Genomic DNA, 21,778 nt, shown 5'->3' with positions numbered 1-21,778 from the left:
TCGTTCGTTGGTCGCCCGCCCTCAATCCACAAAATTCGCCGCCACCTCCGGCGGCACGCGCAATATGCGGCCCGTGCCCTTGTCCACGATCGCCCAGGTCGATCTGGCCGTGACCTTCACCTTGCCGTCGGGTCCGGTAAACTCAATCAGCCGGTCGAAGCGCGCGCCGCGTGGGCCATCGGGTATCCAGGTGCGCGCCGTTACCGTCTCGCCCTCCGCAACATTGCCGCGATAGTCGATTTCGTGACGGGTCACGACCCAGACATAGGCATCGACATGGGCCGGGTCTGCATCATGGGTCCAATGCTCGGTCGCGACCTGCTCCATCCACTGGACCCAGACCGCGTTGTTGACGTGGCCGAGTATGTCGATGTCCGCAGGCTGGGCGGTGATGTGCGTGGTGTAAGTGGCGGGCATTCTTCTCTACCTCCGTTCGGGCTGAGCGAAGTCGAAGCCTTCTGCTGAGCGTAGCGAAGTGGCTTCGCTACGCTCAGCTTGGCCCTTCGACAGGCTCAGGGCGAACGGAAGGGGGTTTATCCCGCTCACGCCCCAGCCATCCCCATCTGCCACAGGATGAAGGCAAATTCCTCCGCGCTTTCGTGCAGACTCTCGAACCGCCCGGACTTGCCGCCATGGCCTGCGCCCATATTGGTCTTGAGCAGCAGGACATTGTCGTCGGTCTTGGTTGCGCGCAGCTTGGCAACCCATTTGGCCGGCTCCCAATAGGTCACGCGCGGGTCGTTCAGCCCTGCCGTGACCATCAGCGGCGGATAATCCTGCGCCTTCACATTGGCATAAGGGTCATAGGCCAGGATCGTCTCGAACGCGGCCTTGTCCTCGATCGGGTTGCCCCATTCGGGCCATTCGCCCGGCGTCAGCGGCAGCGTCTCGTCCAGCATGGTGTTCAGCACATCGACGAACGGCACATGCGCCACCACCGCTCCCCAGAGGTCGGGATCGCTATTGATCACCGCTCCCATCAGTTCGCCCCCGGCCGATCCGCCCGAAATGCTGATGCGCCCCTTGCTGGTATAGCCCAGATCGATCAGCCCCCTGGCCACATCGACAAAGTCGGTGAAGGTATTGTTGCGCTTGTCCAGCTTACCGTCGAGATACCATTGCTGGCCCAGATCGTCGCCGCCGCGAATATGGGCGATGGCGAAGGCAAAGCCGCGATCCAGCAGTGACAGCCGCCCGGTCGAAAAGCCCGGCTCCATCGCCATGCCATAGGCACCATAGCCATAAAGGTGCAGCGGCGCGCTGCCGTCGCGGGGCAGGTCGGCGGGATAGACGATCGACACCGGAATCTGCGTGCCGTCGCGCGCCGGGATCATCAGCCGCTCGGTGGCGTAGCGGCTCGCATCATAGCCCGACGGTATCTCCTGCACCTTGAGCAGCTCGAATCGTTCTTGCGCGATATGATAGTCGAAGATGGTGTCGGGCGTGACCATCGATTCATAGCCGATGCGCAGCACCGTCACATCATATTCGGGATTATCGTCCAGCGACGCGGAATAGCTTGCCTCCGGGAAGGGCAGGCGTTTTGGCGTGTGGGTCGCATAATCGCGAAGCTCGATCTGGTCGAGGCCATCCAGCCGCCCTTCGGTGACGTAGAAATGTTTGAACAGGGTGAAATCGGTCAGGTAGAAATGGGCGTCGGGCGCAATGACTTCCTCCCACCGGTCGGGCGCATCCAGCGTCGCCTTCACTAACCGGAAATTGGGATGGGTGTCGTTGGTCTTGATATAGAGCGTGCCATCATGCTCATCGACATCATATTCGCGCCCCGCCTGCCGCGCAGCCACCAACAGCGGCGGCGCAGTGGGATTTTCGGCGGGGATCAGCCAGGCTTCGGTCGTCACATGATCGCCGGTCGCGATGACGATCCATTTTTCCGATGAAGTGAGGCCGATCGAGACGCGGAACCCCTCATCATCCTCATGGAACAGCTCGACGTCGGACTCGACGCTCTGTCCCAGCCAGTGCAGCCGCGCATTGTCGGTGCGCCAATTTTCATTGGCCAGGCCATAGAGCAGCCCCTTGCTGTCGGACGTCCACACCAGCGAGGACAATGTGTCGGGGATCGATTCCGGCAATAGCTCGCCGGTGAACAGGTCCTTGATCCGCGCCTCGAACCGTTCAGACCCGTCATTGTCTATCGCATAGGCAAGGTAGCGGCCATCGGGGCTGACCGACATCGCGCCCAGCCGGAAATAATCATGGCCCTCCGCCAGTGCCGGTTCGTCCAGGATCAGCTGGTCCGGGCCGCCGACCACGGGCCTGCGATACCATTTGCGATATTGCGCCCCGGTCTCGAACGCGCGCCAGTAGATATAGTCGCCATCCTTTTGCGGAACGGAGCTGTCATCCTCCTTGATGCGTCCCTTCATCTCGGCAAACAGCAAGTCGGTCAGCCCCTTGTGCGGGGCCATGGCGGCCTCGAAAAATGCGTTTTCCTGGCCCAGATAGTCCAGCACATCCGCGTCCCTGACGTCCGGGTAGCCCGGATCGCGCAACCAGGCATAATCATCGCTGACGGTAATGCCATGATGGGTGATGCTGTGCGGCCTGGCCAGCGCGACTGGAGCGACAACGGGCGGCGTGGTGTTTACGGTCATTCACTATCCATCTGCAAGGGAGCAAGGCGGGCGCTGGCATATGTGCCACAGCCTGCTTATGTTGTTGTCCTTATGGCCTGCGCAAGGGGGCCGATACGCAAGGAAGTATGAATGTCCACCTATCAAGACCGTCTCAACGCCCTGCGCGCGCAATTGGTGCGCGACCGGCTGGACGGTTTCGTCGTGCCTTTGACCGACGAACATATGAGCGAATATGTCGGCGCCTATGCCCAGCGCCTCGCCTGGCTGACCGGATTTCAGGGGTCTGCGGGCAGCGCTGTGGTGCTGCCGGAACAGGCGGCGATCTTTGTTGATGGCCGCTATACGTTGCAGGTGCGCGAGCAGGTCGATGGCGCATTGTGGCAATATGAAAGCGTGCCGCAAACCTCCATTGCGGCCTGGCTGAAAGCCCATGCCCCGGCGGGCGGGCGGATCGGCTATGACCCGTGGCTGCATACCCGCGCGTGGGTCGAACAGGCCAGCGCCGCGCTGGCGGAAAAGGGCGCAGAGTTGGTCGCTGTGGACACCAACCCCATCGACCTGGTCTGGCCAGACCGCCCTGCCCCCAGCGACGCCCGGCTGGTCGTGCATGACGATCGCTTTGCCGGGCAGAGCGCGGCGGAAAAGCGGCAGGCGATGGCCGATTGGCTGGTCGAGAAAAAGGCCGATGCTGCCGTGCTGTCCGCACTGGATTCGATCGCCTGGACCTTCAATATTCGTGGTAAGGATGTGGACCGGACGCCGGTGGCGCTGGCCTATGCCATCGTCCATGCCGACGCGACCGCTGATCTCTATGTCGCGCCCGAAAAGATGGACGAGGCGGTCGCCAAGCATCTGGGCAACGCCGTGCGCGTGCATGATCGCGCTGCCTTTGCCGATGCGCTGGCCGCTTTTGCGGGCAAGAATGTGGTGGCCGATCCCGAACGGGCGGTAGCCGCGATTTTCGAGGCGCTCGAAAATGGCGGCGCGACCGTGCTGCCGCTGCGTGATCCGGCGATCCTGCCCAAGGCGATCAAGAATCCGGTCGAGATTGCCGGTCATAAATCGGCACAGGCCCGCGACGGCGCGGCATTGAGCCGCTTCCTGCACTGGGTATCGGTCGAAGCGCCCAAGGGCGGCCAGACCGAAATGACCGCCGCCGCCCGGCTGGAGGCGTTCCGCGAGGATACCGGCCTGCTGGAGGATCTGTCCTTCGACACGATCAGCGGCGCCGGGCCGAACGGCGCGGTGGTGCATTACCGGGTCGAGGAAAAGACCAACCGCCCGATCGAGACCGGCACCCTCTATCTGGTCGATTCGGGTGGCCAGTATCGCGACGGCACCACCGACGTGACCCGCACGCTGGCCATCGGCACTCCCACCCGTGAGATGCAGGAGCGGTTCACGCTGGTGCTGAAGGGCCATATCGCACTGGCGCGCGCGGTGTTCCCGGTCGGGACGCGCGGTGGCCAGCTTGATATATTGGCTCGGCAGTTCCTCTGGGCACAGGGGCTGGATTATGCCCATGGCACCGGCCATGGCGTCGGCAGCTTCCTGTCGGTGCATGAAGGGCCGCAGCGGATCGCGACCTTCGGCGGCGGCGACGAGCCGTTGCAGGCAGGCATGATCCTGTCCAACGAGCCGGGCTATTACAAGACCGGCGAATATGGCATCCGCATCGAAAATCTGGTGCTGGTGGAGGAACGCGCCGTGCCAGGCGCGGAAAAGCCGATGCTGGGCTTTGAAACGCTGACCTTCGCTCCGATCGACCGCCATCTGATCGCGCTCGATCTGCTGAGCGCCGACGAGCGGGCATGGGTCGACGCCTACCATGCCAAGGTACTGTCAGTCGTGGGTGCGCAGTTGGATGGCGACACAAAGGCGTGGCTGGAAAGCGCCTGCGCGCCGCTTTAATCCTTGGGACTATCCGGCGCAGGCGCGGGCGGCACGACTTCGCGCGCCTGCGCCTTGCGGCGGCGCAGATTGTTGCGCAGCGCCTGCGCGAGCCGCGCCTTGCGATCATCCTGTTCGCTTGTCATGGCATGGCCTTAAGCAAAATGTGGCATCCGCTGCAACCCGCCTTGACAAGGGCGGCGCGCGCAGCCATAGGCCCGGCTCCGCAGGCCGAACTGGCCCGTGGACATGAAATAGTGCTGCCGTAGCTCAGTGGTAGAGCGCATCCTTGGTAAGGCTGAGGTCGTGAGTTCAATCCTCACCGGCAGCACCATTTCTCCCCCCGCATATTCGCGAATGTACCCGCCCTACGGGGCCATGTACGCCGTCAGGCGGGCGGCGGCGCGCTCGATTCCGCGATCAGCAGCGGCAGATCGACCTGCAACAGCGTACCGGTGGGCCGTTTGGCGATGATGTCGAACAGGCAGCGCGCGGCCATCTGCGCCATCTCCCCCATCGGTCGCTGCACCGTCGTCAGCGCCGGGACGATCATCCTGGCCAACAGGCTGCCATCAAACCCTATGACGGTCAGGTCGCGGGGAACGAGCAGGCCGCGCGAGGCGGCCACCTTGATGACACCGGCGGCCATGATGTCATTGGCCGCAAAGATCGCGGTCGGCATCGGATCGCCCGATAGCAGCCGTTCCGCCGCTGCGACGCCCGATTCAAAACTGTAATCGCCAGCCGCCTCACCCACCAGCGTTCCGCCCGCAGCGGTCAAAGCGGACAGGAAGCCTGCACGCCGCTCCTGCGCCGACAGCATGGCCGGCGGGCCTGACACATGGCCGACGCGCCTGTGGCCCAGAGCGACGATATATTCGGCCACCCGCGCGGCCGCACCGCGCTCGTCGGACACCAGCATGGCGTCGAATCCGGCAAGGCTGACGGACGAGAGCGCCACAGCCGGGATGCCGACATCCTGAAGGGCGTCGGCCAGCCCCGGCACGCCCGATACCGGGGCCAGGATGATGATACCATCGACGCGGGAGCGCCGGACGAAATCCAGCACATCCTCGATCGACCCATCCTCGCCCGTAGGCGTTGCATGGGCGATGACCTCATAGCCCTGCGCGGTCGCTTCGCTCGCCAGGCCGCGCTGCACCTCGCCCAGCACCAGCACATTCCTGTCATTATGGATCATGCCAATCAGATAGGACCGCCCGGTCGCCAGCCCCCGCGCCCGCGCGCTGGGTCGGAAACCCAGCGCTTCGATCACGCTCAGGATCGTCGCGCGCGTCTCCGCATTGACCTTGGGCGATCCGTTGATGACACGGGACACGGTGCGAATGGAAACATGCGCCCGTGCAGCCACATCCGCAATCGTGACATCGGCGCCGATCGCCCAATTCCCCTGCTTCGTCATGCAGCAGCCATAGCCTGTCTGCCGATGCAGGCAAGGTCAGGCCGGCGGCGGGATCAGCCTGTCTTTATACGCCCTCTTGCACGGCTTCCGCCGGCGCACGGCGCGACCGTTCCTTTATCTTGTCGAAATCCGCCTCGAACTTGGGGCGCATCGTACCGCACAACCGGTCCCAGATCGTGGTGTAGCCGCCGAAATTGCCGGTGAAATAGCGATGATGCTGGTCGTGGAAGGTGGTCGATATGAACCATTTGGTCGCCCAGCTGCGGTTCCACCAGCGCGGCAGAAACTCATAGCCCGAATGGACATAGAGACCCATGATGATGTTGGTCGGCACGATCAGCGCGACGGTCGCATCATGGACGGTAAAGACCGCCAGGAACAGCGGCACGAACCCGCCGTTGATCAGCGATTTCAGCGGACTGACCGACAGGGTAGTCAGCAGGTTGGGCGATGTCGAGCGGTGATGCAGCTTGTGGACCCAGCTATAGACCGGTTCCTCGTGCATCCAGCGGTGCAGCCAGTAGAAATAGGTGTCGAACAGGAAGAAATAGAGGGCATATTCCAGCCCCACGCGCCACCACAGCGCTGGTCCCGTGGCAAAGCTGATCGCGCCCGCCGCCTCCAGCCCGTTGCGAAGCGTGCCAAGCAGAAAGCCGGTAATGGCGAGATTGATGACCGCAAACAGCGCTTCGTTGCGAAAGATCGTCCATTTGAACCCCTTGGGCTGGATCTTGCGTGCCTTGAAATAGCCGCTGACCACGCCCGCGGCGACGCCGCTGGCGACGAACAGCCCCAGCCAGATCGACAGCAGATGATCGCCATTGAGTAACCACGCAAACATGACACGCCTTCCCGTCCCGCGCCATTGGTAGCGCGAAACGGGCGCTATCACCTGTCAGGCTGGGAAATTTGTCTGTCCTGACAAAAAGGACAATATTGCCGCTGCACCTTCAGTTCGCGAAGCTGATGCCGATCCACAGGGTACGCGGCGTGCCCAGGTCCATCGACCCGCCCGCGTTGCGGGTGACGACCGCCTTGTCGAAGAGATTTTCGCCGCGCGCCACCAATGTCACGCCATGGCCGACCGGCAGCCGCGCGATCGCATCGACCGTCAGTGCATCGGGCAGGACATCGCTTTGCAGATCATCCTCATATTGTTTGGCGACATAGCGCAACGTGGTGGACAGGGTCGGTCCCTGCGCCGGGCTGTAGGCGATCGTCGCGCTGGCGGCATGGCGCGGGCTTTGCGCCGGGGTCAGGCCGTTGAACGCCTCGCCGGGAGCGTGGACGCGGCTGTGACTATAGGCGTAGGAGGCCGACAGCCGCAGATCGCCCAGCGCTGCCGCTGCGGTCAGTTCGATCCCCTTGGCGACGATGCGATCGACATTCTGCCGCTTGCGCGTGTTGGCGGCCAAAGGATTTGTCACATTGGCGATCGCATCGTCCAACCGGTTGTAGAAGGCGGTGGCGGACAGGGTGACACCCGGTGCGGGGGTCAGGTCGATGCCACCCTCCGCGCCTTTGAGCTTTTCCGGGGTCAGCGCATCATTGGCTTCCGTTCGGATGGGGAATACCACGAACGGTCGATAAAGTTCGTTGAGCGTCGGCAGGCGGAAGCCGCTATAGGCTGCGCCACGCACGGCAATGGCTTCGCTCGCCCGATAGAGCGCGCCGACCCGGCCCGACACCTCCCAATCCGACCGGTCGGCAAAGGCTCTTCCCGTTGCCACGCCGCTTGTTGCACTGACCTCCCGATAGAAGCCATTGCGGATCGACCAGCGATCGGCCCTTATCCCGCCGGTCAGGACCAAGTCACCAATCGTCCAGTCATCCTCGACAAAGACGCCGCTGGTCAGCTCTTCGCCCCCGGCATGGCGGCGGAAGGTCGCCGGGTTGCTGGCGATATTGGCGTTAAACGCATCCTCGAACATATCGCCGGTGGCAAAGCGGGTATCGATGCCGACCCGCAGCAGATGGTTGCCGCCAACCGGCGGGCGCAGTTCGATCTTGCCGCCAAGCCCGGTCGAAGGCGTGTTGCGCTGATCGAGCGACTTGCGGAAGGTCGAGGCCGACATGACGATGTTGGAGAAGTTGCGCGCCTGGACATAGGCCAGCGCATCGACCTGCCAGCGTCCGCGATTGATATAGCGGATGCTGGCGTCCTGCCCCTGGCTCATACTGTCCGCGCCCGCGAAGCGCAGCGTGCGGTTATCCTGAAACAGGGTCGCACGAAATTGCAGTTCGGCAGTGGCGGAAATGGGCGCGACCGCGCGCAAATTGGTGGACCAGCCATCATAGGCGGCTGGCACGGTCGCAGCGACGCGCTGGTTCTTGGGCGTGGTCTGGAACCCGTCGCCCCGGTCCCATCGGCCGGACAGTGACACATAGCCGCTGCCAAGGTCGGGGGTCAGGCTGGCGGATAATTCGGTCGAATTGCGGCTGCCGTAAAAGCCGCTCGCACCAAAGGTCGGCAACTGGTCGCGCGTCGCGCTGGCCAGCTCGATGGTGCCAGCCACCGCCCCCGCGCCGAACGCGCCGATTCCGCCGCCGCGCGTCACCCGGACGACCGACAGCCGATCGGGCACCAGCGCGCTGAACGGAATATAGCCGAAAAAGGGATCTGCCATCGGCACGCCGTCGAGCAGCACAAGCGTCCGGCTCGACGCATTGCCGCCCAGCGCGCGCAGGGTCGCCCCTTGCGCTGAAGGGTTGGCGGATCGGCTGTCGGAGCGGCGGAACTGCTGGAAACCCGCAACATCGCCCAGCACGCTTTCGATCCGACCCGACGCGCTGTCCTGCAACCGGGCGCGCTCGATCACGACCGATCCATAGGCCGGTGTGCCGGGCGGCAGCGACAGGCCTGCGCCAGTGACGATGATGGACGGCGTATCACCCGCATCGTCCGGCGCCTGTGCCAGCGCGGCCGTTGGAATGGACAAGAGCAAGGCGGGCAGGACGATAATTTTCATGGCGATCCCCTCGACGCCCCTCTCTTTTTTTTCCATCGTCTTTGCAAACGGAAAGAGGCCATATCCGGTGCAGGATATGACTGGCGCGGGCAGTGTGAACGCTAGTGGCTGATCAGGCCGACGATGCGCACCAGTTGCGATTCCCGGCGGCACCCGGTTTTGTCGTAGATGCTGCGCAACTGCACCTTCAATGTCTCCGCCGACACGGATCGTGCCGTTGCAATATCAGCGCGGGACTGGCCCGCCGCTAATCGGATGGCGATGTCCGCTTCGGCCGGGGTCAGGCTGAATGTCCGCATCAGCAGCTGGACATGACGGTCGCTTGGCGCACCGACCCGTGCGATCACGATGGCGCGCGGCGCGAAGGGCAGGGACCATGGGCGGCTGGGCAGTGGATAAATTTCAAGCATGATCCCAACGCCCCCGGCGTCGTCGCCCAGCGCGACCGGATCAGCCGCGCGGCCGGGCGGGTCGATCACAGTGCGGACGGCGCGCGTGATGGCGCGGCTTTCGTCGGCCCGTTCGCTCTCTAACCAACCGTCGCTCACCCGGATGCGGCTGGTCGCCAGCACCGCTTCGGCACGCGGGGTCATACCCCCCACCCGGCCAGTCGCGTCGAGCAACCAGCAGGCCCGGTCCATCGCCTCGAACGTACCCGACAGCAGCGAAAACCCCTGCTGCTCGATCGCACGCTGGAGCCGCACGGCGGTGCGGGCGTGGCCCGCAATCTCGCCGAACAGGTCGCGTTGCTCCTGCGTCGTGCGTCCGTCCTTGCTGTCCCGCAGCAGCGCCAGCCCGATCATCCCTTCCCGTCCGGCCAGAAGGCGGGTCTGGCAGCCGTCGAAAATGTCGAAATCGGCGCACAGGTCGAGATAGTCGTCCGATCGCAGCGACTGGCGGGCGACGTCATAATGGGTTTCGTGAACGATCGGGGGATTATCCGCCATCCCATCAGCGGCGACGCGGAAATTCAGGTCGGGCCGGGACTGGTCGATCTCGGCGGTCTTGGCGATGATGCTGTCATCAATGTCGCTGATCCAGTTGAAGCCGCTGGCACCGGGACCAAAGCCGATCAACTGGCCATGACGCGAGCCGGTCGCGTTGGCCATGGCCTTGATCGCCCCGTCCCAATTTTGCGAATCAAGCGCGGCGGACAGAAACAAGTCTGCCCATTTATCCCCATCCACGGCGTATGACGCCATCCCCAAAACCCCCACAGTCCGGTGGGTATCCGTTGCGCAATATGCCAGTGAAGTCAAATAAACGGCGAGAATAATATCTTATAATTCTTGACGATGTTGATCTGGATTAATCCAGATCAGGCCGCCTGCGCCAGCGCCTCTTCCCGCACAGCGCAGAACATCCGGCAGGGGGGAATATTACGCCATTCCAGTTCATCGCTGACCCGCCCGAATATAGGGTCGAGCAAGCGGCGGACATAGCGCGAATATTGATAGACCAGAAACGCCCCGCCCGGCCGCAACGCAGCGCGTGTCTCGGCGCAGATCGCGGCACCCACGCCATCGGGTAACGTCGAAAAGGGGATGCCGGACAATATATAGTCGGCCTGGGCATGACCCGCTTCGCGAACAAATCGGCGAACATCGGCAGCCGATCCGTGCACGACCTTGAGCCGGGGATCATCGAACTGCGCCTCCAGATAGGCCACGAAATCCAGGTTCAAATCAATCGCCAGCAGGGTCGCGTCGGGATGCAGCCGATCAAGGATCGCCTGGGTGAAGGTGCCCACACCCGGACCATATTCAACAAACAGGCGGGTGTTCTGCCAATCGACCTGATCCAGCATCCGGTTCACCAGTGCGGCGGACGAGGGGATGACCGAACCGATCATGCCGGGATGCTTGACGAACTGGCGGAAAAACATGCCCCATTGCTGGAAGAACCGGGCTGCGCCTGCCTTGCCGCCAGTTATGTTTTTCTTTTTCAAGGGTATGGAGGCCATCACTATCCGTCTGTCTGTGGTCGTGGTCGGGCGTCGCAAATATCGGCGCGACTGGCAAGCCGCTTTGCGTACGTATGACAAGGAACGCGCAGGCGGCAGATGGTTTCCCTGCCGCCGGCGCGTTCCGTTAATCCCGCTCCCGCCCGCGCAACATGCCCGGCGCGACAAAGCCGATCGGATCGACCTGCATCGCCTTCTGTTTCAGCGTAGCCTGGATCTTTTCATATTCATGCTCCATTTCCGGCGTCACCGACGCGCGGGTTTCCTCCAGCGCCGCCTCGAAATGCGCCATCGTCACCTTGTCCACCGACAACGACTGGCGCAGCGCGAAGAGGCCCGCCCGCCGCGCGAGATCCTCCAGATCCGCGCCGGTAAAGCGCTCCGTGCGCTCCGCCAGCGATGCCAGATCAACGTTCTCGGCCAGCGGCATCTTGGCCGTATGGATCGACAGGATGCGATGACGCCCCGCCTGATCGGGGACTGGCACATAGATCAGCTCATCGAACCGCCCCGGCCGCAGCAAGGCTGGATCGACCAAAGTGGGCCGGTTGGTCGCGCCGATGACGACCACCGACTGCAGTTCCTCCAGCCCGTCCATCTCGGCCAAGATCGTGTTCACCACCCGCTCGGTCACCTGCGGTTCACCCATGCCGTTGCCGCGCGCGGGGACCAGGCTGTCCAGTTCGTCGATGAAGATGACGGTCGGCGCCACCTGCCGCGCACGGGCGAACAGCCGGGCAATCTGCTGCTCGCTCTCGCCATACCATTTGGACAGTAGGTCGCTTGATTTGGTCGCGATGAAATTGGCCTGCGCCTCCCGCGCGACCGCCTTGGCCAGCAAGGTCTTGCCGGTGCCGGGCGGGCCGTAGAGCAGGAAGCCCTTGGCCGGGCGGATGCCAATGCGACGGAAGGCGTCGGGGTCTTTCAGCGGCAGCTCGACCCCTTCCTTCAGCCGCATCTGCGCTTCGTCCAGACCGCCAATGTCAGACCAGCCGATATTGGGTGCCTGCACCATCACTTCGCGCATTGCCGACGGCTGGACCCGCTTGATCGCCGCCATGAAATCGTCGCGCGTGACCGACAATTCCTCCAGCACGTCCGGCGGAATCGTGCCATCCTCCAGATTGAGGCGCGGCATGAAGCGGCGCACCGTCTCGATCGCAGCCTCGCGGGTGAGGGCGGCGAGGTCAGCGCCGACAAAGCCATAGGTCATGCGCGCCAGTTCCGACAGGTCGACCGTGTCGCCCAGCGGCATCCCGCGCGTATGGATGCCCAATATCTCGCGCCGCCCCCGCTCGTCGGGGACGCCGACCACAATCTCCCGGTCGAAGCGGCCGGGACGCCGCAGCGCCTCGTCAATCGCTTCAGGCCGGTTCGTGGCGGCAATTACGACCAGATTGGTGCGTGGCTCCAGCCCGTCCATGAGCGTCAGCAACTGCGCAACGAGCCGCTTCTCGGTCTCGCCTGTCACCTGCCCCCGTTTCGGCGCGATCGAATCGATCTCGTCGATGAACAGGATCGACGGCGCAGCCTTGGCCGCTGCCTCGAAAATCTCGCGCAGCTGCTTTTCGGATTCGCCATAGGCCGACCCGACAATTTCCGGCCCGTTGATCAGGAAGAATTCGGCTTCCGATTCATTGGCAACGGCGCGCGCCAGCCGGGTCTTGCCTGTCCCCGGCGGGCCATGGAGCATCACGCCGCGTGGCGGATCGACGCCCAGCCGCTGGAATAGTTCGGGGTAACGCAAAGGCAGCTCGACCATCTCGCGCAACTGGTCGATCGTGTCGGCCATCCCGCCGACATCGTCATAGGTCACGTCCGCACGGCGGGCCTCCTTCGGCTCCTCATATTCGGGGCGCAGCTCAACCTCGGTCTCGGCGTCGATATGGACGATCCCTTTGGGGATGGTCGACACCACCACCAGCCGGATTTCCTGCAAGGCATAAGCGGGTGCGGCCAGCATCTGGCGCAACTGGGGCGGCATGTCGCCGGGGGGCACCTGCTGCTGGCCCGCGGTCGCAACGACATCCCCTGCGGTCAATGGCCGCTGAAAGAATACGCGCTTCAAGGCTTCGGGATGGCCCTGAAGCCGCAAATTATTTTGTGCAGGTGCGAACACGACCCGCTGCGCCGCCCGCGATTCCAGTTTGTCGATGTGGACGAAGTCGCCGGAGCCGACCCCGGCATTGGCGCGCTGCAACCCGTCCAGGCGCAACACGTCCAGTCCTTCATCTTCCTTATAGGGGCGCACTACCCGCGCGGCGGTCGATCGCTTGCCGACGATCTCGATCACATCGCCTTCGGCTAGGTTCAACTCCGCCATGACCGCCAAGGGTAGCCGCGCCAGCCCGCGCCCAGCATCTTCCGGCCGCGCATTGGCGACCTGAATCCGCCGTCCCGTGCTGTCCTCTTGCGCCATGATGCTGTCCTGTCCTTGTCGCTTCCGTAACGAGATAGGAAACGCTAGAGCCAGAAAAAGGGGGCAGGCCCGAAACGAATGGCACAAAAAAAGGGCCGGCCCAAAGGCCAGCCCGTAAAGTTTTAGGAGAGGATGCCTGAAAGGCACCCCCTATGTGCAGCGCGGCAGAAATTATTGCAAGTGCGAAAAGAAAATAGGAGTTGCAGAAAATGCATCTTGCCATTTTGGAGATTTTCCTGCTCAGTGCGGTCAGGATGCTTGGGACCGGCTGGCTCTGCGATCGACAAAAAGACATGATGCGACGCAGCGCACCGGCTTCGGATTAGTGAATAGAGATGCGCAGATTGCCGCCACTTACGGCCCTGGAGGCCTTTGTTCAGGTAGCGCGCCTTGGCTCGGTCAAGGCGGCGGCGGAAGAACTCGCGCTCTCGACTCCCGCGCTCAGCCGCCGTGTTCAGGCGCTCGAACGCTTCATCGGTCGCCCGCTGTTCGATCGGAAGCATCAGGCGCTGGAAATCAATGCCGAGGGGCAGAGGCTGCTCGACGATATAGCTCCTGCCCTTGATTCCCTCGCCCAGGCGCTGGAAAATATCCAGAGCGGCGGCAACCAGCTGCGCCTGCGGCTGGCGGTCATGCCGCTGTTCGCGACGCAGCGGCTCTTCCCCCATCTTGGCGCGCTGCGCACGTTGCACCCGCAACTGCACATCGACATCGAAACCACTCCCTATGCCGTCGCGCGGCTGGGCGAAGGGCTGGACGCCGCGATCGTGCTGGCGAAGGATATCGACGCAGCGCTCTATGCGCATGAGCTGGACCATGACGAAATCTATGTCATCGGCGCGCGCTCCCTGCTGGAACAGCCCCATGCGCTGACGTCACCGGGGGAACTGGCCCAACATACCGTGCTGCTCCACCGCGACATGGCGCTCGCGTTTGACGCTTGGAAGGAAGCGGTCGGACTGCCCGAACTGCAACCGCTGGCGATCGACAATTATGATTCGGGCCAGCTGATGCTGGAAGCCGCCGCCCAGGGGTTGGGTGTCGCCTTCATGCACGCCAGCCATTTCAAGGAAGCGGCCGATAGCCGGCTGGTCCGCCTGTTTCCGATCCGGGTTGAAAGCCCCTATCGCTATTATTTCGTCTGCCGCCCCCGCGCGCTCCAGACCCGCGCCGTGCGCATCTTCCGCGACTGGCTGGTAACGGCTGATATTTGAGAATGGGCTTTGCCCATACGTGCCGCACCGGCCCTCACAGATTTTCTCTGTCCTGGCTCTTAACCTTGTTTCGCGACCGCCGTTATAGCCATCATGACCGGGGCCACTTCACCTTCCGCTAGCCCGCAACATGGGCTGACCGACCGTTTGGCACGATGGGCGAAGGGCCTGTCGGGCAAGCCCGATGACGAGGGTAGCACAGAAGATCAGCGCCCCCGCGCAGGCTCCGTCGCCAGCCGCGAAGTAACGCGCCGCCGCCGCCTCTATGAGGAGATTGGCGACTTTCTGTTCGCCCATGATCTGGACCTGACGCCCATCAATTTCAGCGTCGCACTCGACTATCTGACCGGCGCGAATATCGGCGTGGAAAAGGCGATCAAGGCAGTGCTGATGGAGCGCGGCAAAATCACCAATGGCTGGATCGAATCGGTCGCTGCCGATCAGCGCACCGATGAAGTCACGCCCGATTCGCTTGCCACTATGCTGGACAAGGTCGAGGAAAATCTGACCCAGTTCACCGGCCTGATGCACGAATCGCGCAATTCGGCGAAAGATTATGGCGCAGCATTGCAGGAACAGGCCAAGGGACTGGCCGAGGGCAGCGATGCCGAACCCGTGCTGGCGCGCCTTGTCGGCCTGACCCGGTCGATGGTCGAAAAGACCCGGCTGGTCGAAACCCAGTTGCGCGACAATCAGAAGCAGACGCAGGCGCTCAAATCCAGCCTGGAAAATGCCCGCCGCGCTGCCGAGCATGACCATCTGACCGGCCTGCCCAACCGCCGCGCTTTTGAAGGCGTGCTGCGGGAAGAAGTGAAGCTGGCACAGGATAATGGCGAGACGCTGTCAGTCGCCTTTTGCGACATCGACCATTTCAAGCATGTCAACGACACCCATGGCCATGACACGGGTGACCGGGTGTTGAAGTTCGTCGCCGGGCTGCTGGCCAAGGCATCGAACGACCATTGCCATGTTGCCCGCCATGGCGGCGAGGAATTCGTCATGCTGTTCCGGGGCAAGACCGCCGCCGAAGCGTGCGAAGCTGTGGATGCCGTGCGCGAGGATCTGGCCACCCGCAGCCTCGTCAACCGCACCAATGGCGAACGGATGGAGCGCGTGAGCTTTTCCGCGGGCGTCGCCAATGTGCTGGCCTATGACGATCCGCGCAGCGCCCTCAAGGCCGCCGACCGCGCGCTCTACCTGGCCAAGGAACATGGCCGCAACCGCGTCTATCTGGCGGCGGAAATTGATTGAAACGGGAGGCGCTTTAGCGTCGCTTAAAAATCCGGTTTTTCATAATGAGGCGGCGGGGTGATGACCTCCATCCGTTCCGACAGGAGCGGCCGGAAGGACGGACGCGACTTGAAACCGGCATACCAGCGCCGCACCGGCTCATGCCCCTGCCAGTCGATGCCACCCAGATAATCCGCCACTGACAGATGTGCTGCCGCGGCAATATCGGCGAGGCTGAGCGTACCGCCCGCCATCCAGCTGCGATGGTCGAGCAGATAGTCCATATAATCCATATGGACGTTCGCCCGCTTCATCGCCTCGCGCAGGATGCGAGCGTCAGGCGGCGCGCGCTCGATCAGGCGTTTCTTCATCCGCTCGTGCAGCAGCGGGCCGACCACGTCGCCAAAGAAATTTTGGTCGAAAAAGGCGGTCAGCCGCCGCACTTCCGCCCGGCCCGCCGCCGTGCCGGAAATGAGCGGGAATTTCTCCACCGTCTCCTCGAAATATTCGCAGATCGCCTGGCTGTCGATCAACGTGATGCCTTTCTCCTCCTCCACCATGACCGGCGTGGTGCCAGCCGGGTTCAGATCGAGAAATTCATCGCGCATCAACCAGGGCGATTCGCGCACCAGATCATAGCCGACGCCCTTCTCCCCCAGCAGCAGGCGGACCTTGCGAGAGAAAGGGCAGAGCGGAAATTGATAGAGAAGCCACATAGGCGATTCCTGTTAGGCGTGCCTGCGCGCGGGGGAAAGCGGCAAAATGCAGATGGGCGGATCGATAAGATCGGTCATATCGACCAAAAGGATGATGATAACGGCATGGACAGCGCTTCCGGTCGCGGCATCGGGACGTTAGAAGGCCATCCAAACCAACGGTTTTGTTTCGGAAAGGATGCCCGATGTCTGACGATTTTTTCCCGGTGCCGGAGGATTGGGCCAAAAATGCGCTGATGGACAAGGCGGCCCGCGCCGCCGACTATGCCCGATCGATCGACGATGCCGACGCCTATTGGCTGGAACGGGCGCAGCGGCTCGACTGGATCACGCCCCCCACCCGCGCGAACGAGAGCAGCTTTGTCGAGGCGGATTTTGGCGTCAAATGGTTTGCCGACGGCGTGCTGAACGTCAGCGCCAACTGCATCGACCGCCATCTGGCGACACGCGGGGACCAGGCCGCGATCATCTGGGAACCCGATTCGCCCGATGCCGAGCCACGCCGCTACAGCTACGCGCAGGTGCATGAGCAAGTGTGCCGCTTCGCCAATGTGCTGAAAGCTGCAGGCGCGCGCAAAGGCGACCGCATCACCCTCTATCTGCCAATGATCCCGGAGGCCGCCTTCGCCCTGCTAGCCTGCGCGCGGATCGGCGCGGTCCACAGCGTCGTGTTCGGCGGCTTTTCCCCCGAAGCGCTCGCTGGCCGCATCATCGACTGCGATTCCACGCTGGTGGTGACCGCCGACGAAGGCCGTCGCGCGGGCAAGGCGGTGCCGCTCAAGGCCAATGTCGACGCCGCGCTGAAGGATTGCCCCAGCGTCAAGACGGTTATCGTCGTGCAGGCGACCGGCGGCGCGGTGACCATGGCACCGGGTCGCGACCTGTGGCTGCACGAGGAAGCGGCCAAACTCTCCCCCGATTGCCCGCCCGAACCGATGAATGCGGAGGATCCGCTGTTCATTCTCTACACGTCGGGATCGACCGGCAAGCCCAAGGGCGTGCTGCATACGACCGGCGGCTATCTGCTCTGGGCGTCGCTGACCCACGAACTCTGCTTCGACTATCGACCTGGCGACATCTACTGGTGCGCCGCCGACATTGGCTGGGTCACCGGCCACAGCTATATCGTCTATGGCCCGCTGGCGAACGGCGCGACGACTTTGATGTATGAAGGCGTCCCCAATTACCCGACGCCCGCCCGCATCTGGGAAGTGGTCGACCGGCATCAGGTCCAGACCATCTTCACCGCCCCCACGGTGCTGCGCGCACTGATGAAGGAGGGCGATGAATTCGTCCATGCAACCAGCCGCAAGTCGCTCCGCCTGCTCGGCACCGTAGGCGAACCGATCAACCCGGAAGCCTGGCGCTGGTATCACAGCGTCGTGGGCGAAGGCCGCTGCCCGATCATCGATACATGGTGGCAGACCGAAACCGGCGCGGCGATGATCGCGCCGACACCGGGCGCGACCGACCTCAAGCCCGGTTCCGCCACCCTGCCGATGCCGGGCGTCGTGCCGCAGATCGTGGACAGCGAAGGCCAGGTGCTGGACGGCGCGACCGAGGGCAATCTCGTCATTGCCCAAAGCTGGCCGGGTCAGATGCGCACCGTCTGGGGCGATCATGATCGCTTCTTCCAGACCTATTTCACCACCTTCCCCGGTAAATATACCACCGGCGACGGCGCGCGGCGCGACGCCGAGGGCTATTACTGGATTACCGGGCGCGTTGATGACGTCATCAACGTGTCGGGCCACCGCATGGGCACGGCGGAAGTCGAAAGCGCGCTGGTATTGCATGAAAGCGTCGCCGAAGCCGCCGTCGTCGGCTTCCCCCACGACATCAAGGGCCAGGGCATCTACGCCTATGTGACCTTGAACGCGCATGAAGAACCTACGGACGAACTGCGCAAGACGCTGGTCAAATGGGTCCGCACCGAAATCGGGCCGATCGCCACCCCGGACGCCATCCAGTTCGCACCGGGCCTGCCCAAGACCCGGTCGGGCAAGATCATGCGCCGCATCCTCCGTAAAATTGCGGAGGGCGAAGTGTCGGCGCAGGCGTTAGGGGATACCAGTACGCTGGCCGATCCCTCCGTCGTCGACAATCTGGTCGCGAACCGGCAGGGTTGACGCATAAGCCCAAGGAGTTGCCATGATGGACCGCTATACTTCCGTCGCCCGCGCCCTGCACTGGATCATGGCGGTCCTGATCATCGTCAATCTGGTGCTTGGTATCGGCCATGATGCCTTGCCCAAGGACTGGGCGGTGATGCCGGTCCACAAGTCGATCGGCCTGACCGTGCTGGCGCTCACGCTGGTGCGACTGGCCTGGCGGCTGGGCCACCGCCCGCCGCCGCTTCCGGCCCCCATGCCCGGTTGGGAGAAAGCGGCTGCGCACGCCACCCATTTCGTCTTTTACGCCTTCATGATCCTGATGCCGCTGACCGGCTGGATCATGACATCGGCAGGTACGCGCCCGCTCAACTGGTTTTTCCTGTTCGATGTGCCTAAATTCGCGGTGGCCAAGGGCGATATCCTCGTCGATATCTCCGGCGAGGGGCATGAACTCATGGGCTTCGCCTGGGCCGCGCTGATCATCCTCCACATCGCTGCTGCGCTACGCCATCATATCATGCTGAAGGACAATGTGCTGCAGCGGATGATGTGACTGATATTGGTGGTGAACCGGCAGTTCGTTTTGATGCCCCTACCGCAGGCGGGAGGGGCAGCGAGACTTAATGAGCGGAGCGAATTTAGTCGCAGCGGGGTGGGCCTGCGCTACGTTGCGCCTGCCCACCCCCTAACCCCCTCCCGCCAGCGGGAGGGGGAATAAGGTCAATACTGCTCGCAACCAGCCCCTAAACCATCTCGCCCGTCAGCAACCGTGGCAGCGCCCCTGACTGCCCGCGCGCCTCTGCCATGAAGCGCCCTTTCAGCAGCGACGTGCGCTGCACCGCCGCCAGCCCCGCGCGCCGCGCCAGCGCGGGCAAGCGCCCCGGCACGTCGAAAAGCCGCACCAGCCCGTCCATCGCCACGCTGACCGACAACGAATCGAGGCTCCGCCAGCGCTGATAGCGCGCGAGCAGTTGCGCATCGCCCGGATCGAGACCCAGCCGCTTTCCCTCGACCAGCACTTCGACCAGCGCGGCGACATCGCGGAAGCCCAGGTTCAAGCCTTGCCCCGCAATCGGGTGGATCGCATGGGCGCTGTCGCCGACCAGCGCCAACCGCGTATCGGTGATCCGCGCGGCATGGTGAAAGCCCAAGGGGTACGAGGATCGCGGCCCGGCCAGACTGATCTCGCCCAGAAAACCACCGATCCGCTTCTGCGCTTCGGCCAGCCAGGCGCGCTCGGACAATTTGAGCATCGCGGGTGCCTGTTCCGTCGGCATCGTCCACACGATCGCCGATCGCGTGCCGGGCAGCATCGGCAGCAGTGCGAACGGGCCGCCGACATAGAAAATCTCATAGGCGGTGTTGGCGTGCGGCACCTCATGGTCGATCGCGCTGACCATGGCGGTATGCTTATATTGCCAGCGCGTGGTGCGGATGCCAGCGGCCTCGCGCGTGGGGCTGTTGCGCCCCTCCGCCGCGACCAGCAGCGCGCCCCGGATCGTCGCGCCGCTCGCCAGCGTCAGCGTCACGCCATCGGCGTTGCGATCGACATGGACGGCATGATCAGGCTGGAAACGGGTGAGATTGCTCGGCCCCTCTGCCGCCTGCGCCAGCGCGATGCGCAGGTCGCGATTGGGGATCATCGTCCCCATCACGCCATCGTCGGCGTCCGGCACGAAATCGAGCGCCCCCGGCTCCAGCCCGTCGCTGACCCAGATGCGATCGATCGGGCAGCCCTTCCCTTCCAGAAAGGGCGCGACCCCGATCGCCGAGAGCATCGCGAAACTGGTCGAGCTGATCGCCGACACGCGGCCATCAAAGCCGCTGGCAGTGGTATCCACCGGATCGGCGGGGTCAATCACGGCACAGCGCACGCCATGGCCGGAAAGGGCGATGCCAAGGGTCAGGCCGACAAGGCCACCACCCAATATCACGACGTCGAAGCGTTCCATGGGCATTATCTAGGCGCTTGGGGTGCGATTGGGAAGCGACCTGAACCAAATACCATTGCGCTCCCGCGAAGGCGGGAGTCCAGTTGAAACCTATCGACTGGGCTCCCGCCTACGCGGGAGCACGCAGCGCCCAAATCTCAAACCTTCCGCACCCATCCCGCTGGATCGGCCACCGTGCCACGCTGGATGCCAGTCAGTTCGGCGCGCAGCGTTTCAGTGACGATGCCCCCATCGCCATTGCCGATGGTAAAGTCGCCATCCACGCTCTTGACCGTGCCGATCGCGGTGACGACCGCCGCGGTGCCGCAGGCGAACGCCTCGCGCAGCTTGCCGCTGGCCGCATCCGCGCGCCACTGGGCAAAGCTGTACGGCTCTTCGCGCACATCATGCCCCTTGGCGCGGGCCAGGGTGATGATCGAATCGCGGGTGATGCCAGGCAGGATGGTGCCCCCCAGCGGCGGCGTGACGATCGACCCGTCGTCCATGACGAAAAAGACGTTCATGCCGCCCAGTTCCTCGACCCATTTATTCTCCGCCGCGTCCAGAAACACGACCTGATCGCAGCCATGGCCGGTCGCTTCCTTCTGCGCGACGAGCGACGCGGCATAATTGCCGCCGCATTTGGCAGCGCCCGTGCCGCCGCGCGCCGCGCGGGTGAAATGTTCCGACACCCACAAAGTCACCGCCTTCTTGCCACCCTTGAAATAAGCACCGGCAGGCGAGGCAATGACGCAGAAAATATAGTCGTTGGAGGGGCGCACGCCGAGGAAATTCTCGCTCGCGAACAGGAAGGGGCGCAAATAGAGGCTGCCCTCCCCGCCCGGAATCCAGTCAGCGTCGATCTGCACCAGCGCCTCGACCGCCTCCAGAAATATGTCCTGCGGCAGCGCGGGCATCGCCATGCGTTCGGCCGATTCGGCGAAACGGCGGGCATTTTCCTCCGGGCGGAACATGGCGATACTTCCATCTTCCAGCCGATAGGCTTTCATCCCCTCAAAGATTTCCTGCGCATAATGCAGCACCGCGCAGGCCGGGTCGATCTGGAACGGCTCACGCGGGCCGACCGCATGGCTGTGCCAGCCCTGCCCCTCGGTATAGCGGATCGTCACCATATGATCGGTGAAAATCCGCCCGAAACCGGGGTCCGCCAGCAATACGGCACGCTCGTCCGCCGACACAGCCCTGGGGCTTGGGGTGACGGTAAAGCGCGATGTCTGCTCGACGTCCATAGTCTGTCTCCTTGGGTTGGACGGCGTGCCTATGTCACAAATAGGCGGATGAAACAACG

At 63.5% G+C, this 21,778-nt stretch carries 17 protein-coding genes and 1 tRNA gene; 6 read left to right on the top strand and 12 right to left on the bottom strand.

The genetic code is table 11. From position 1 onward, the window contains the following. Positions 1 to 21 precede the first annotated feature (21 nt). Complete coding sequence (locus D0Z70_RS12825; RefSeq protein WP_119746998.1) at positions 22 to 417, bottom strand: acyl-CoA thioesterase; 396 nt, start codon at positions 415 to 417, stop codon at positions 22 to 24. A gap of 125 nt (positions 418 to 542) precedes the next feature. Then, positions 543 to 2,618 carry a S9 family peptidase gene (locus tag D0Z70_RS12820; protein WP_119746996.1) on the bottom strand — a complete coding sequence of 692 codons (2,076 nt, stop codon included), beginning with the start codon at positions 2,616 to 2,618 and terminating at the stop codon, positions 543 to 545. 111 nt (positions 2,619 to 2,729) lie between these two features. On the opposite strand from D0Z70_RS12820, the gene D0Z70_RS12815 reads away from it, so the two are divergent. Continuing rightward, positions 2,730 to 4,511 (top strand): aminopeptidase P family protein, encoded by a 1,782-nt coding sequence (locus D0Z70_RS12815; protein ID WP_119746994.1) that lies wholly within the window; start codon positions 2,730 to 2,732, stop codon positions 4,509 to 4,511. Here D0Z70_RS12815 and D0Z70_RS25670 read toward each other — a convergent pair. Beyond that, positions 4,508 to 4,636 carry a hypothetical protein gene (locus tag D0Z70_RS25670; protein ID WP_275402213.1) on the bottom strand — a complete coding sequence of 43 codons (129 nt, stop codon included), beginning with the start codon at positions 4,634 to 4,636 and terminating at the stop codon, positions 4,508 to 4,510. The genes D0Z70_RS12815 and D0Z70_RS25670 overlap by 4 nt on opposite strands. A gap of 113 nt (positions 4,637 to 4,749) precedes the next feature. Between D0Z70_RS25670 and D0Z70_RS12810 the strand changes: the two genes are divergently transcribed. Then, a tRNA-Thr gene (locus D0Z70_RS12810) sits at positions 4,750 to 4,824 on the top strand. A 54-nt stretch (positions 4,825 to 4,878) separates the two neighbouring features. Here the strand turns inward: D0Z70_RS12810 and D0Z70_RS12805 are convergent. The 6 genes from D0Z70_RS12805 to D0Z70_RS12780 form a co-directional block, all read right to left on the bottom strand. Beyond that, positions 4,879 to 5,913 carry a LacI family DNA-binding transcriptional regulator gene (locus D0Z70_RS12805; RefSeq protein ID WP_119746992.1) on the bottom strand — a complete coding sequence of 345 codons (1,035 nt, stop codon included), beginning with the start codon at positions 5,911 to 5,913 and terminating at the stop codon, positions 4,879 to 4,881. A gap of 64 nt (positions 5,914 to 5,977) precedes the next feature. Then, positions 5,978 to 6,754, bottom strand: coding sequence for a sterol desaturase family protein (locus D0Z70_RS12800; protein ID WP_119746990.1), 777 nt, complete (start codon positions 6,752 to 6,754; stop codon positions 5,978 to 5,980). Positions 6,755 to 6,863: 109 nt separating this feature from the next. Then, a complete protein-coding gene (locus D0Z70_RS12795) occupies positions 6,864 to 8,882 on the bottom strand; it encodes a TonB-dependent receptor (RefSeq protein ID WP_119747137.1) in 2,019 nt (672 codons plus the stop codon). Between the two features lie 101 nt (positions 8,883 to 8,983). Beyond that, complete coding sequence (locus tag D0Z70_RS12790) at positions 8,984 to 10,084, bottom strand: helix-turn-helix transcriptional regulator (protein WP_119746988.1); 1,101 nt, start codon at positions 10,082 to 10,084, stop codon at positions 8,984 to 8,986. A 116-nt stretch (positions 10,085 to 10,200) separates the two neighbouring features. Next, a complete protein-coding gene (locus D0Z70_RS12785) occupies positions 10,201 to 10,845 on the bottom strand; it encodes a class I SAM-dependent methyltransferase (RefSeq protein ID WP_119746986.1) in 645 nt (214 codons plus the stop codon). A 127-nt stretch (positions 10,846 to 10,972) separates the two neighbouring features. After that, positions 10,973 to 13,264: a CDC48 family AAA ATPase gene (locus tag D0Z70_RS12780; protein ID WP_119746984.1), complete on the bottom strand. Its 2,292-nt coding sequence runs from the start codon at positions 13,262 to 13,264 to the stop codon at positions 10,973 to 10,975. A 335-nt stretch (positions 13,265 to 13,599) separates the two neighbouring features. Here D0Z70_RS12780 and D0Z70_RS12775 point away from each other — a divergent pair, with 335 nt between their 5' ends. Both D0Z70_RS12775 and D0Z70_RS12770 read left to right on the top strand, forming a co-directional pair. Continuing rightward, positions 13,600 to 14,478, top strand: a complete 879-nt coding sequence (locus D0Z70_RS12775) for a LysR substrate-binding domain-containing protein (protein ID WP_119746982.1) — start codon at positions 13,600 to 13,602, stop codon at positions 14,476 to 14,478. Positions 14,479 to 14,571: 93 nt separating this feature from the next. Further along, on the top strand, positions 14,572 to 15,729 hold the full coding sequence (locus tag D0Z70_RS12770; protein WP_119746979.1) for a GGDEF domain-containing protein: 1,158 nt from the start codon (positions 14,572 to 14,574) through the stop codon (positions 15,727 to 15,729). Between the two features lie 23 nt (positions 15,730 to 15,752). Here the strand turns inward: D0Z70_RS12770 and D0Z70_RS12765 are convergent, their stop codons facing one another. Further along, a complete protein-coding gene (locus tag D0Z70_RS12765) occupies positions 15,753 to 16,424 on the bottom strand; it encodes a glutathione S-transferase family protein (protein ID WP_119746977.1) in 672 nt (223 codons plus the stop codon). A 185-nt stretch (positions 16,425 to 16,609) separates the two neighbouring features. On the opposite strand from D0Z70_RS12765, the gene acs reads away from it, so the two are divergent. Continuing rightward, a complete protein-coding gene (gene acs / locus D0Z70_RS12760) occupies positions 16,610 to 18,553 on the top strand; it encodes an acetate--CoA ligase (RefSeq protein WP_119746975.1) in 1,944 nt (647 codons plus the stop codon). Between the two features lie 25 nt (positions 18,554 to 18,578). Further along, positions 18,579 to 19,091, top strand: a complete 513-nt coding sequence (locus tag D0Z70_RS12755) for a cytochrome b (protein WP_119747135.1) — start codon at positions 18,579 to 18,581, stop codon at positions 19,089 to 19,091. A gap of 190 nt (positions 19,092 to 19,281) precedes the next feature. On the opposite strand, the gene D0Z70_RS12750 is transcribed toward D0Z70_RS12755, so the two are convergent. Together D0Z70_RS12750 and D0Z70_RS12745 are read right to left on the bottom strand one after the other, a co-directional pair. Next, a complete protein-coding gene (locus D0Z70_RS12750; protein ID WP_119746973.1) occupies positions 19,282 to 20,490 on the bottom strand; it encodes an FAD-dependent monooxygenase in 1,209 nt (402 codons plus the stop codon). Between the two features lie 137 nt (positions 20,491 to 20,627). Next, on the bottom strand, positions 20,628 to 21,719 hold the full coding sequence (locus D0Z70_RS12745) for a branched-chain amino acid aminotransferase (protein WP_119746971.1): 1,092 nt from the start codon (positions 21,717 to 21,719) through the stop codon (positions 20,628 to 20,630). Positions 21,720 to 21,778: the final 59 nt, after the last annotated feature.

The organism is Sphingobium terrigena, from assembly GCF_003591655.1.
Classification (GTDB): Bacteria; Pseudomonadota; Alphaproteobacteria; order Sphingomonadales; family Sphingomonadaceae; genus Sphingobium; species Sphingobium terrigena.
The sequence above is the reverse complement of the archived record's forward strand: the minus strand, read 5'-3'. Positions and strand labels throughout refer to the sequence as shown.